The 11637-nt window shown below is 58.8% G+C and carries 14 protein-coding genes and 1 pseudogene; 9 read left to right on the forward strand and 6 right to left on the reverse strand.

The window, feature by feature from the left end:
• Positions 1-158: 158 nt before the first annotated feature.
• Positions 159-773: a ThuA domain-containing protein gene (locus IVB13_RS08725; protein WP_247488402.1), complete on the reverse strand. Its 615-nt coding sequence runs from the start codon at positions 771-773 to the stop codon at positions 159-161.
• 348 nt (positions 774-1121) lie between these two features.
• Here IVB13_RS08725 and IVB13_RS08730 point away from each other — a divergent pair, with 348 nt between their 5' ends.
• The 4 genes from IVB13_RS08730 (at position 1122) to IVB13_RS08745 (ending at position 4869) form a co-directional block, all read left to right on the forward strand.
• Positions 1122-1541, forward strand: coding sequence for a CopG family transcriptional regulator (locus IVB13_RS08730; protein ID WP_247488404.1), 420 nt, complete (start codon positions 1122-1124; stop codon positions 1539-1541).
• Positions 1538-2731 (forward strand): PHB depolymerase family esterase, encoded by a 1194-nt coding sequence (locus IVB13_RS08735; protein ID WP_247488406.1) that lies wholly within the window; start codon positions 1538-1540, stop codon positions 2729-2731. The genes IVB13_RS08730 and IVB13_RS08735 overlap by 4 nt, the downstream gene beginning before the upstream one ends.
• Positions 2732-3223: 492 nt before the next feature.
• Positions 3224-3736, forward strand: a complete 513-nt coding sequence (locus tag IVB13_RS08740; protein ID WP_247488407.1) for a Phasin protein — start codon at positions 3224-3226, stop codon at positions 3734-3736.
• A 179-nt stretch (positions 3737-3915) separates the two neighbouring features.
• On the forward strand, positions 3916-4869 hold the full coding sequence (locus tag IVB13_RS08745; protein WP_247488409.1) for an alpha/beta hydrolase: 954 nt from the start codon (positions 3916-3918) through the stop codon (positions 4867-4869).
• Between the two features lie 106 nt (positions 4870-4975).
• On the opposite strand, the gene IVB13_RS08750 is transcribed toward IVB13_RS08745, so the two are convergent.
• Both IVB13_RS08750 and IVB13_RS08755 read right to left on the reverse strand, forming a co-directional pair.
• The gene (locus IVB13_RS08750) at positions 4976-5206 is read right to left on the reverse strand and encodes a hypothetical protein (RefSeq protein WP_247348740.1); all 231 of its coding nucleotides are present in this window, start codon (positions 5204-5206) and stop codon (positions 4976-4978) included.
• Between the two features lie 37 nt (positions 5207-5243).
• Positions 5244-5522 carry a hypothetical protein gene (locus IVB13_RS08755; RefSeq protein WP_247488411.1) on the reverse strand — a complete coding sequence of 93 codons (279 nt, stop codon included), beginning with the start codon at positions 5520-5522 and terminating at the stop codon, positions 5244-5246.
• A 593-nt stretch (positions 5523-6115) separates the two neighbouring features.
• On the opposite strand from IVB13_RS08755, the gene IVB13_RS08760 reads away from it, so the two are divergent.
• Positions 6116-6679: a hemerythrin domain-containing protein gene (locus IVB13_RS08760; protein WP_247488414.1), complete on the forward strand. Its 564-nt coding sequence runs from the start codon at positions 6116-6118 to the stop codon at positions 6677-6679.
• 137 nt (positions 6680-6816) lie between these two features.
• Complete coding sequence (locus IVB13_RS08765; protein ID WP_247488416.1) at positions 6817-7092, forward strand: hypothetical protein; 276 nt, start codon at positions 6817-6819, stop codon at positions 7090-7092.
• 131 nt (positions 7093-7223) lie between these two features.
• On the opposite strand, the gene IVB13_RS08770 is transcribed toward IVB13_RS08765, so the two are convergent.
• Both IVB13_RS08770 and IVB13_RS08775 read right to left on the reverse strand, forming a co-directional pair.
• Positions 7224-7400 (reverse strand): hypothetical protein, encoded by a 177-nt coding sequence (locus tag IVB13_RS08770; protein ID WP_247488418.1) that lies wholly within the window; start codon positions 7398-7400, stop codon positions 7224-7226.
• 635 nt (positions 7401-8035) lie between these two features.
• Complete coding sequence (locus IVB13_RS08775) at positions 8036-8212, reverse strand: hypothetical protein (RefSeq protein ID WP_247488420.1); 177 nt, start codon at positions 8210-8212, stop codon at positions 8036-8038.
• Positions 8213-8942: 730 nt separating this feature from the next.
• Here IVB13_RS08775 and IVB13_RS08780 point away from each other — a divergent pair.
• The 3 genes and pseudogenes from IVB13_RS08780 (at position 8943) to IVB13_RS08790 (ending at position 10154) form a co-directional block, all read left to right on the forward strand.
• Positions 8943-9479 (forward strand): annotated as a pseudogene (locus IVB13_RS08780) (DUF4142 domain-containing protein).
• Positions 9480-9635: 156 nt separating this feature from the next.
• A complete protein-coding gene (locus IVB13_RS08785; protein WP_247488422.1) occupies positions 9636-9875 on the forward strand; it encodes a hypothetical protein in 240 nt (79 codons plus the stop codon).
• Positions 9876-9965: 90 nt separating this feature from the next.
• Positions 9966-10154, forward strand: a complete 189-nt coding sequence (locus IVB13_RS08790; RefSeq protein WP_247488424.1) for a cold-shock protein — start codon at positions 9966-9968, stop codon at positions 10152-10154.
• A 679-nt stretch (positions 10155-10833) separates the two neighbouring features.
• Here IVB13_RS08790 and IVB13_RS08795 read toward each other — a convergent pair.
• On the reverse strand, positions 10834-11118 hold the full coding sequence (locus IVB13_RS08795) for a hypothetical protein (protein WP_247488426.1): 285 nt from the start codon (positions 11116-11118) through the stop codon (positions 10834-10836).
• Between the last annotated feature and the right edge of the window lie 519 nt (positions 11119-11637).

Consider the following 11637-nt stretch of genomic DNA (forward strand, 5'->3'; position numbering starts at 1 on the left):
TCAGCGACCCTGCTCATCCGGAGCACGAACATATGCGCCGCTGGGGCCCAGAGCGGTTCGATCCCAACGTAATCGACCGGAAGGCCCTCGAGGCCGCCGTCGACGCGTTGTCCGACACATGGAAACCGCGGCGACGCGCCACGCGAACAAAATAGACGTCAAGCGCCATTCAAAAGGGCCGCAGAGCTACGCTTACGGTCCACCGAGCTTGGGTCGAGGCGCAGGAGCACGCGTGAACCATGATAGTCGAAGTCGCTGATTTGGTAGATCTCGTCCTCGACTTGGAACGAATTCCCGAGAAAAGCCACCAGGGGATCGCCAGGATCAACCACCTCGATCTTCACGGCCTGATGCCAAGGATGATCATTGAAGTAGCCGCCGACCAGATCGAGATAGTCCGGCCAAGTGTAGAATGTGTCCGTCGCCGAATGAACGCCGAGGAACCCGCGGCCCGAGCGCACAAAGTTGAGAAGAGCTCTCTTTTGCGCGTCGCTCATCGGAAGTTCTCCGGTTGTGTAGAACATCACCGCCGCGTAGCGCTCGAGGTTTTCGGTAGAAAATTCGGACGTGTCTTCCGTTGCAATGACTTCAAAGACACCCGAATTGCTTCCGAGCTGGGTCAGGATTACCTTGGAAAGCGGTATGACATCATGCCGGTAGCCGGCGGAGTATGTGAAATAGAGGATGCGCTCTGGCGGACGCTCCGCATGCGCGCCGAGTGGTCGGATTGACGCCGCGCCACCGAGGAGCGCGATGAACTCACGTCGCCTCACAATAGCCTCCGCCAAAAAGCCAACCAGCCATGTGTTAAAGAAGGCTAGCACAGATTACCCCAGCGCCGGCCCTGCGCATCGCCCTTTGGCTGGCGCTCGACGGCGCGGCGACCGCTCTCGACGTGACGGCGCGCCTGCGCGAACTGCTCGACGGTCATCGGATGCATTCCCAGTGGCCATGGAGCGCAAGCGGCGTGCTCGCCGGATGGACGCCAAGATCCAAACGGGTGACGCTCCCATTCTTAGATCTGGCGCTCTTGGGCGCGGGTCTCTCCGGCTCCATCCCTTGAAAGTTGCCCGGGAGGATCTAGATAACATCCATACGCCATCCAGACGGATGTTTAGCCTATGGTTGAGAATGTGCATGAGCTGCGTCCCAAGGCTTCCGACACCGAGAAGATCACGATCAACCTTGGCTATATCGACCTCGGTCACGTCGATCTCATGGTGCAGGAGGGGTTCTATTCCAATCGGACCGATTTCATCCGGACAGCAATCCGGAACCAGCTCGAGCGCCACGTAGAGGTCGTCAGACAATCCACGGCCCGGAAGAACCTGGACCTCGGCCTGCGCAACTACACTCGCGAGGATCTCGAAGCGGCGCGGCGCGCCGGCGAGATGCTGCAGATCAACGTTTTGGGCTTAGCCACCATCGCCCAGGACGTCACTCCCGAGTTGGCTCGCGCCACAATCGCGTCGGTCTCGGTGCTGGGGGCCCTTCACGCCACTCCCGCGGTCAAGGCCGCTCTCGCCGACAGAACGAGGTGAACGATGCTGTGAATCAAGACATAGTCCGCGAAGCAACCCGCCTCACGCGCGCCGGCCAACTGGTCGAGGCCACCGCGCTCCTGCAGCGCATGCTCGAGGGCGGTAGCGCTCCAAGAGCGGAGTCTCACAGAGCCTCTCAGGCTCGGCTCCCGCGGCTCGATCCGCTTACCATCGACGCCACGGACGAAGTCGAGGAGCGGGAAGCTCCGCAGATATTCCCGGCCCGCTCTGCTCGACGCAGACGCTCCTTACCGCTCGACGGCATGCGGGATTTTTCACGGCTCGGCCTGCGAAGTCCGATCACGCGCGCTCCTCTGTCCCCATCGGACATCGTGCCCGAGGGCACACGGTTTATCGCCGGTGCCTTCAGTAACGCCGCGGGAAGCCGGACCTACAAGCTATTCATCCCAAGCCGATGTCAGGGACAACAGCTTCCCCTGATCGTCATGCTTCATGGCTGCACCCAGTCGCCGGACGATTTCGCGGCCGGCACCCGGATGAACTTCCTGGCGGAAGAGCAGAATTGCTTCGTGGTCTATCCTGAGCAGCCGAGCGGAGCCAACCAGTCGAAGTGCTGGAACTGGTTTCGCACCGGCGACCAGCGCCGCAGCGGGGGCGAGCCCTCGATCATCGCCGGCATTACCCGCGAGATCATGCGCGACCATGCGATCGATCCGAAACGCGTATACGTCGGGGGGCTGTCCGCCGGCGGGGCCGCCGCCGCCATCATGGGCGCAACGTATAGCGACCTGTACGCGGCCGTCGGAATTCATTCAGGCCTCGCGTGCGGGGCCGCGAGCGATCTTCCCTCCGCGTTCGTCGCCATGCGGCAGGGAGGCGGCTTCAAGGCAATTGCGGATAGCAAAATTTCTGTGCCAACCATCGTTTTCCATGGCGATCGCGACACTACGGTGCATCCAAAGAATGGCGATCAGATTATTGAGCAGTCCGCCAGGGCAACGAGGCCGACGACAAAGGTACTTCGCGGACGCGTACCCCACGGCCATGCCTATACTCGCACCGTCCTGATCGACGGCGCCGGTCGGGCGATCTCCGAACACTGGACCATCAATGGCGCCGGACACGCGTGGTCAGGCGGCAGCCCCGTCGGGTCCTACACTGATCCGCAAGGGCCGGATGCGACGAGGGAGATGCTGCGCTTCTTCCTCGAACATTCCCTCGGTGGGTAGTCTGGCTTCACAGGGCGCTCAGGCTGTCCTCGAGCACGTCGCCGAGCTTCCGGATCAGCTTGGCGTCGCCGAAACCGGCCTCTATCCGCCAGCGCGGGGCGCGACGGGCGAGAAACAGGTCGCATCGATCACTGGGAGTTTGGGATCATCCTCTCGGCAACGTTCGGCGATCAGCCATCCGTCGATGCCTCCGGGCAGCTTGACGTCCGTGATGAGAACGTCGGCGATAAAGCGGTCTTTGGAGAGCCCAACACGCGGAGGGCTGATTGTTCTCAGACTGACGCCGTTGAGCATAGTCTGGAAGATTGCCAGCCAGACGTTTGTTGGTTGGAGTTGCTACCTAAAATCATCGTCGACATCGCAGAACGCGCGATTGATCTCAGTTCATGCGGGAGTCCAACAATGCACGGGTTTGGAACGCCACGTCACAAAGCCTGTTGTCCTTTCAGAAATGACCGTTGTGGTCGCACCCCCATTTTCTTGGAGCGTCAGATGAGCAAACGCAAACCGGCGACAGCGCCGAAGCGCGCCCGCAAGCCGAAAATGGCTGCGCGGGCCCAACGGAACAAGCAGGCCATTGTTCGAAGCCCGAAAGAGGATTTACTTCGTTCAGCTGCGGCAGTCGCGATTGAACCGCCTCTTGGGCCTCATGATGACCCTAAACACGAGGTGTCTCTCATTGAGCCTCGGGTGGATACCGTACCAGATGACCTCAGTCAGAGAATGACGGACAGCGATCCAACGAAAGGCTTTGCTTTAGCGACGCCAAACATGCAGGCGTATCAAGCGAAGCTTCTTGAGATAGCCGTGGCTAACGCGCAATTTGCTTTTGAATTCGGCCTCAGACTTGCGACGATCAGGTCACCAACTGAATTTTTCGGCGTCTTTACGGAGTTTACAGAAAGACGGGTCGGTATGTTCGGGCAGCATTCGAAAGAACTGGCGGCACATCCGTTCTGGCGCATCAATCCGCCCCGAGAGCTCACGGCTCTGCCGGTACGATAACTGCAAGCTGTACCCGCGGCAAAGGATGGACGCAAATGCGGATCACGCACGCGCCGATCGCGGTTGCTTGCTTTCGGCTGGAGAGCGCGGCTCACAACGAGGGAGCGGAAGCATCGGCTCTGAGCTGGCTCGGGGCCGCCGATCCGAGGTACCCGCCGTCGCGAATATAGGTTGACACCATGTCCACAGCTGAAGCCGTGCTGCTGATCGTTTTGGCCGGACTTGTCGTTCTGATCCTCGGCAACATCGCGTTTCAGGTGGCAGCGGAGCGAAAGAATCCCCCGATCGGCGTCTTTACCGAGTGCGACGGAGTGCGCCTTCACTATATCGAACGGGGCGATGCCGCCGCGCCTTGCGTGGTCCTGTTTCACGGGAACGGCACCATGATTCAGGATCTCGTCCTAAGCGGTTTGGTCGACCGACTGGCCCACAACTATCGCGTCGTTTGCTTCGACCGGCCAGGATTTGGCTACAGCGACCGTCCGCGCACGCGCATCTGGACGCCCACAACGCAAGCTTCCCTGTTCGAGAAGGCTCTTGATCAGCTTGGAGTGCGCAATCCCGTGGTGCTCGGCCACTCCTGGGGAACGCTGGTGGCAATCGCGCTGGCGCTGCGACGCGGTTATGCCGTGAGTGGGCTCGTGCTTGTGTCCGGCTACTATTTTCCAACCTCTCGGATGGACTTTTGGCTCATGTCAGGTCCGGCACTACCGCTGCTCGGGGATCTGATGCGCTACACTATCTCGCCGATCATATCGTGGGCTATTACGCCGAAGCTGATGCGCACGCTGTTCGCGCCGCGTGCCATTCCAACGAAATTCAAGAACGAATTTCCGATCTCGTTGGCTCTCCGGCCCAAGCAGTTGAGGGCGGCCGCCGAGGAGAGCGCGTTCCTTATTCCAGCTGCCGCGCAGTTGCAGCTTCAGTATCAGGGCATCCGGTCTCCCGTTAGGATCCTGCATGGAAAGGATGACCGGCTCATCGAGGCCGACCAGTCGCGCCGCCTCCACGAGGTGTTGCCCCGCTCCGTGCTACATCTGGTCGAGGATGCCGGTCACATGGTTACCTATGCTGATGCGGCGGGAATAGCGGATGCCGTAGCGGCGCTAGCGCTCACCGCACCACCCGCATAGGCTTTCTTGTTGCAATGCGGGCGTCCGGAAGTGGCGGAAGAGGTCAGCGGAGACCGAGCCGACACGATTGACCCAACTCAGACTCCGCCTAATCTCATTTGCGACATTACGCGGCACGTTGCTTGTCTGACTGTTCCTCGACAATAGTCGCGGTTTCTTCCAACCCCTTTTCGTAATTGCCCGCGAACCTCTCGATGCTGTCGGCCCACATCCTCAGCATTGAGACCTGGAAGTGCATAATCGGCTTGAGGGCATTCATGCCGATTGCAGTTGCTGCTGTGATGCGCCTTTCTGGGTCGCGCGCAGATCGGTTTGCGTTAGAGATATTGTCTGGCATGCTTCGCTCCTTCGCTCTGGTGTTACGTGACCTAAAGCTAAGTGTCTGGTCGTGCACAGCGTGATTCTAAACACTCAGCCACAATTTGATCAGCGAGTCTCGCACATCGGTCGTCATGCAATTCGTCCATTTTTTTCAAGTAAGCGACTGCCGCTACTTGCAAGAGATCGAAATCATCCTCGCCGGTATCACGAAGGTCGGCGACGTAGCGATAAAGGGCGGAACGCCTGTTATCGTTCTCGCTCATGCCGCTGTGGAGGAGCAAGTAGTTCCGCCAAGCAAACGCACACGCACCTTCTATGGCAAGTGAAGTCATGGGCACCTCCCAAAGCCAGAGAAAGACTGACGACCCGTTTCGTTCCGAGAATCTCGAAGATGTAACGTTGTTCCGTAGCTGCGCCGCAGGGTTTTTACATGCAAGGGTGTCGGTGCTCAGTCGGCGTCTGTTTGGGGCCATCGAGCTGCGTCATAGCAACCGGGCCCCTGGAGACATCGGCATTTTGTCGAGCACCTCCAAACGAGAGCACATAATTACTTGTGCGTCAGCTTGCCGGCGGAAATCACCCCACGCGCGTCCGCAACGGCGCAATTGGCGCCGCGAAGGTCCATGCGGGTTAGAGCACGGCGTAAGGGGGAGGGGAATGGCAGTTTTCAGCCACGATCCGTCCTTGCTCACCGCTCGCCCCCAGTTTTACGCGCATCTGCATTTCAAATGTTGGGGCTACCGCGTGGCGCCTCGTCTGCCGCTGGGCCGACCCGGTCGAGGTCGACCTCGGGGTTCGGGCGCAGCTGAGTAGGGGAGTGGCATCGGGAAAGCCGACGGCCGATTTAAGTTGTCTCAGATTGATCTATCGCAAATGCTGACACCGGGCCAAAAAGTATATTGAGGCCGGTTTATGGAGCTCTCCCATGATCATAGAGCGCTTATCCCAAGAGCATCTCAACACTGAGAAGCTGCTGGCCGTCCTCGAGCGGGAACTTGAGGTATTCGACCGCGGCGAGCGTGCTGACTACGAGGTCATTCACACGGTTATCAGCTATTTCGAAGTGTACCCAGAAATTTATCATCATCCCCAGGAAGACTTGGTATTCGCCAAGCTGAGGGCACGAGATCCCGCTGCTACTGCGAAGGTCGGCGATCTAGCTCGCGAACACCAGAAAGGGGCCCAACTTTTACGCCGCGTCGCTCAAGCGGTCGACAGCGTTCTCGCGCAACGTGAGATACTGCGCGAAGATGTAAATCTCGTCGTTCGCGATTTCATCGCGCACGAGCGCCGTCACATGAGGATGGAAGATCGCTATTTCTTTCCCGTGGCACTTAAGCTTCTCAAGCCTCAAGATTGGACTGAGATCGCTTCAGCCGCAACGAGTCACAATGACCCGCTATTCAGCGACGTTGCCGAGGAGCGGTTTGATGCGCTGCGCGCACATATTTTGCGGCTTGAGCAGGAGGCTGACGCGGAGCGTAAGTAATCGCTATGTGTCGCGCAGTGCATAGTAGCGAGCGACGCTGAGGACGCCGGGGTCATGCGCGCAACGGAGAGTCAGAATTGGGCCGCGCTTTGCTTCCGGCGCTCGCATGCGCTCGCGCCCCGAAGAAGGAGGCTTTGATGCCGCTCCACACCGACAATCTCGAATCGACCATGCGGTATGCATTGCTGACGACGCGTGCTATAGCCGCGTGTCCTTTCGACCCAGAGGTCATGATCCGCGTCGGAGACGGCGACGCCGAGACCCATGCTTATTACCGCGCCAGAAGCATTACCAAGAGTGATGGCACGTGCTGGGAGCGTGAAGATCTCATGGAGGAGATTATGCGCCAACTCACGGACGCAGCCGACGGCGTGTGTCCTCGATGTGCGCAGCTGGTTGCTTCCCATAACTGACGGGCCGCGCCGTCAGGACACCGGAAAGGGAAAACCGAGCAAGAAGCCTTAGAGTTGGCTAGTTGAAACCACTTCCGTACAACCTGTTCGTTCACGCTGGCTGGCTTTCGGCAGGATCGCGACAAGACAACTCACGATGGCGGGCGTTCATGGAGCGGCGCGAAGACTACTTGCTCCGGCTGGCGAGCGTTCTGGATGATATCGGGGCAGATCAGCAGGTGATAATTCGGGATCGGTACATCGAACATGCGTTCGGCGGGAATGGTGCCCTCGCACTTGCGGAGGCCGAAGTCTTCGCCCGCGCTCATGGCTGCACGTTTCGTTACGATCGGATTGAGCAACGAGGCGTGTTCACCCGGTCGTATCCCGCCGGGGGACGGGCTTAACCGGGCCTTGGGTTCGGTTTTCTGATGGAAGTGTGGCACTCGCCGCCCGCTCGACGGCCGGTTGATCAGTTTCGGGTGCCGCGGATTCTCGCACTTCGGCCGCTTGTCGGTTTCTTTGGAACGCCCATCCGATCAATCCCATTAGCACGAGGACGGTCCCGGCGAGCATCAACCAGTGTGGGTATTCGATCCTGGAGAGCATCGCTGTTCCCGCTAGTGCTCAGCGCTCACTTTCGTGCCGCAGCGGCTGGGTACGCAACCGCTTTTGAGGGCAATGGTTTCGACCACTGCTTGTTTTTCGGTCGGAAAGTACGTCGCCAACAACGACAGAACACCAGCGATGCAGAGGGCCGTCAAAGCGGAGCCCCCTACGCTTACCGCACCTCGCAATAGCAACTGCCCCAACGCTCGCAACATGCCACCCGCATAGCTCGAAATACTTAATGAAAGCTGCGCGCGATGCGGCGGTGATTAGCCTACGCCGCATCGCGAGGCATCCCTATCGGATCACCGCTCCGTGGAACCGAGCGCTATCGGGTGACCTAGTAGGTGCCGGCCTATTGCGTGCTGAGCGATACGCCAAGAACAAACGCCTTCGCGGCCGTCGCTCCCGGGGTCCGCTTCAGCGCCTTCGCAATTTTCTTAACACCGGCCCTCTGTTTCGCGAGCGTCTTGAGAGTCTTCACATTGTCTTTCGTCCACTCGCGGCGGACAGTCTTTTTCTTTTTGGCCAACTTGGGCGCTCCTTCAATCGTTATGCGCGCCGCTTGACACATCGCGCGGTGTGCGCAACCCGACGTCCCTGTTCGTTTTGGAAGCACAAATGATCGACCCCAACACATCCCGCATATCCCCCAGACCGCCGGCGAGTCGCGCTGGGGCTGGGGGCGCCTGTTCGTTGTCACCGCTCTGTCCGCATGTAAGGGGTGCGCTCTGAGATCAATCGAAGGTCGGGGTCGGCGGCCAAGGTCAGGGAAGCCTCGATCCGGAGCGGGGTCTCTGGGGGCCGCTCAGCTACCACGGCCCAGACGATGACGCCGGCCGCAAAAAGGGCTGCCGCTAAAATCCAAGGACACCGCATCATTGCGTCCTCCTTAGTCTGGTATCAACGTCCCGATCAGGTTGAGCAGCGCCTGGTGCTCCGGACCATTTGCGCTCTCCCGCAGGAATTTGCCGATCTCAATGTACGAGGTCCGTCCTCCTGAGCCGGCATTCGGCTGATGCTTACGACTGGGGTGCTCGAAGCCGGGTGTCGCGCCAAAGACCAGACGTCGCCGTTGCTGCTTTCATAGACCCGATCGCACATAGGGAGCTAATGGTGGCCGCACTATTCGGTTCCTGTTGCGGATCGGCCTGTGAGCCGGCAGCGCCCGAAGCCGGAGACAATCCTGCGGTAGTACCTGCGCCAGCACCGCTACAGGGAACGCGCCGGTGTGCTCAATTGGAACCTCTTCCAGGAGTGGCGTGTTCATCGACAAACAACCCACAGGAGTTTGCCTTGAACAGAATGCTTTTGTCGCTCGGGACAGCAACCTTGATGGCGCTCTCAATTGCCAACGCAGCTGCGAAAGACAGAAAGACAAGCAAAGCGAAACGTTTCTCAAGAAGGCAATCGAGGGCAATTTCGCTGAAGTGAGCATGGGAGAGCTGGCGCAGCAGAACGGTCAAAGCGATGCCCTCAAGTCATATGGCAAAATGCTTTCCACAGACCACGCTGCCGCCAATCAGAAGGCTTTAGATGCTGCCTAAGGACTGGGAATGAACTCACCAAGCGGACCGAATGCGAAGCAAAAAGCCGAACACGACAAGATGTCAAAAATGTCGGGCGCAGGCTTCGATAAAAGGTTCGCGACTCACATGGTCGCAGACCACCAAAAGGATATCGCCGAGTACAAGAAGGCATCAAAAAGTAAGGATGCTGCCGGAGAATATGCTTCCGGCCAGATAGATACATTGCAAAAGCATCTGGATGCCGCAAAGTCGTTGAAGGCTGGCCGGTAATCGATGCGAGGCCGGAGGTCTCAAATAGGCTCTAAAATTTGCCAAACACGCGAGGCGCCAATTGCCCGCGCCGCTCAGCTTTGCAGTTTCGTCTGCTACTTCAAGCTGGAATAGCGAGATTCGACTGATGCTTGGCTACGGCCGAGGTCTGCTGCAATGTTGCTGAATGACGCGCCGCTCGCCCGCATCTCTAAAAGCATCTCGTCGTCCTCTGCGCACCAAATCGTCGAACTCTTTGGAGCCCCGGTTCGGACCATTTCCACCCCGCTGCCGATTTTTGCGCGATCAGACAAAAAGCAGGACCGCGATCAGGCAAATTACGGCGACTGGCATCCCGAAAACAACCGCTTACAGGTTGGGCAGTCGTACAGGCGCACGCCGCATCGGCAGTGTTAGCACTGTGTCCCCGGCAGGAGGGCCTCACCGCGCGTTTGGGGCTGCGGTCAAGGACGCCAAGATGAGAGAACTAAGTGACTACGGTGGACAGTGAAGTGGTTCAACCCGACGAAGGGTTACGGGTTCATTCAACCTGACAGCGGTGGCAAGGACGTGTTTGTTCACATCTCAGCAGTTGAGAAAGCCGGCTTGAGCAGCCTCAACGAGGGAACCAAGGTCAGCTTCGACGTGGTGAGCAACCGCGGAAAAGACTCGGGGGAAAATCTGTGCGTGGGGTGAGGTTTTCTAAGCGTGACGCGGACGGTAGGAGCGCCACACGAAAAGGCCGCAGCGGCGAACCGCTGCGGCCAGCCGGGTAAACTGAAGACGTGAAATATAGATTCCAGCCCCGGCAAGATAAGCCTACAGCGACAGCACTAGTCCGCAATGTCGTCGATGTCACACTTGGGGAGAACTTGAATGTCAGTGTTGCTGACTGAGGGAGGGCCCGCCGGGGCTGGAATGGCGAGCCCTCAACCCAAAGCCGCGAAACTCTCCGGCGGCCTTAACGGATGCAGCGGTCTGCACCTGATCGGCGCAGATGCGAGCGTTAAACAATATCGGTTTTTGGCGGCTCGCTCAACGGACCAGTATGAGGGAGGCCAGCGTCAATTTACCGCTGATGCCCGAGGCCTATTCCCAGATTGAGCGCCTTCTGACGGAGCGCACCAACGGTGCGCTTGGTCGCCTTGGATATTTTGGCGACAGGCGTTCGCGCCTTTGAGTGCGCTCTAAGTTCCTTGATGTCGTCCTTAGTCCACTCGCGGCGAACTACTTGTTTCTTTTTAGGCAAAGCGACGCTCCTTCGATGTTGAAGGCGCGCTCTAACAACATAGCGCGCAGTTCGCAAGCCGCGCACTCACCCACTACGCGTGACGAAACTTAAACGCGCCTTCACCGACAGGAGTGACGGGTATGATCAGGCTGTTCGCTGCGGCTTGGCGGACTCTAACTCATTGCGAAGTTGGAGTGGCAATCCGTCCGCTTTTCCCAAGAACAACCAATCCAGTGTAAGGCCAGGAATCTTTTGCACTAGCAGAATACCGATGCTTTTTGACAACGGAAAGCCACGTTCGAAATTGTTCCAACGGGGGATTTCAATCCCGATCCGCTTACAAAACGCCGTCTGCGTCCCGGCAACGGCTTTCCGCACGAGTTTGAGCCTTTCGGCGACGTTTTCGTTACTCAATAGATTTTCGGACATTGATTGCTAACCTTGGACGCCGCGGCGAGGGGAAGCTGTCTCAGGGTGGGTGCCGATTTGCTTCAAGAGATGGCCCACTGCAGCGCCAGTCTCAGGTACGAGAAAAAGTAGCGGTCAATGAATAGGCCGAGGGGCGGCCATGCGATGATGCCGATGCCGAGTAGGATTATGATGCCTGAACCGATCAGCATCTCTTTGATTTCGCGGTGCATCGCGTCAGTTTAGGCAATTCTCCGCTCTCCCGTCCATTCCCTCAAGGTCAGCGCAAGTCAACACCCTTCAACGGTACGTCGCCTCAACGGCTGCGATCGTCCAGCTGGCGCGCGCGCAACACGATGCGGCACTGCCGAGAAAGGTTGTTGTCGCGGTGAATGATGCAACGCCGCGGCAGCTGTTGTGCCGGGGAGGGACACCGTCGGCTAACCGATCCATTGCGCGAAGGCGCGCCTGCTGGTGCGGCTTACTCGGCCTCGCTGCTTGCGGAAACGTTGTAACCGACCGTAGACGGCCTGGCGACTG

The sequence above is a fragment of the Bradyrhizobium sp. 17 genome (assembly GCF_023073515.1).
Lineage (GTDB): Bacteria > Pseudomonadota > Alphaproteobacteria > Rhizobiales > Xanthobacteraceae > Bradyrhizobium > Bradyrhizobium canariense_D.

What these genes read in the sequence shown, in the direction of transcription:
- IVB13_RS08760 (WP_247488414.1), top strand. Translation starts at nt 6,116, where the DNA reads ATGATCATAGAGCGCTTATCCCAAGAGCATCTCAACACTGAGAAGCTG.
- IVB13_RS08795 (WP_247488426.1), bottom strand. Translation starts at nt 11,118, where the DNA reads ATGTCCGAAAATCTATTGAGTAACGAAAACGTCGCCGAAAGGCTCAAA.
- IVB13_RS08770 (WP_247488418.1), bottom strand. Translation starts at nt 7,400, where the DNA reads ATGAGCGCGGGCGAAGACTTCGGCCTCCGCAAGTGCGAGGGCACCATT.
- IVB13_RS08750 (WP_247348740.1), bottom strand. Translation starts at nt 5,206, where the DNA reads ATGCCAGACAATATCTCTAACGCAAACCGATCTGCGCGCGACCCAGAA.
- IVB13_RS08765 (WP_247488416.1), top strand. Translation starts at nt 6,817, where the DNA reads ATGCCGCTCCACACCGACAATCTCGAATCGACCATGCGGTATGCATTG.
- IVB13_RS08745 (WP_247488409.1), top strand. Translation starts at nt 3,916, where the DNA reads ATGTCCACAGCTGAAGCCGTGCTGCTGATCGTTTTGGCCGGACTTGTC.
- IVB13_RS08730 (WP_247488404.1), top strand. Translation starts at nt 1,122, where the DNA reads ATGGTTGAGAATGTGCATGAGCTGCGTCCCAAGGCTTCCGACACCGAG.
- IVB13_RS08785 (WP_247488422.1), top strand. Translation starts at nt 9,636, where the DNA reads ATGTTGCTGAATGACGCGCCGCTCGCCCGCATCTCTAAAAGCATCTCG.
- IVB13_RS08755 (WP_247488411.1), bottom strand. Translation starts at nt 5,522, where the DNA reads ATGACTTCACTTGCCATAGAAGGTGCGTGTGCGTTTGCTTGGCGGAAC.
- IVB13_RS08740 (WP_247488407.1), top strand. Translation starts at nt 3,224, where the DNA reads ATGAGCAAACGCAAACCGGCGACAGCGCCGAAGCGCGCCCGCAAGCCG.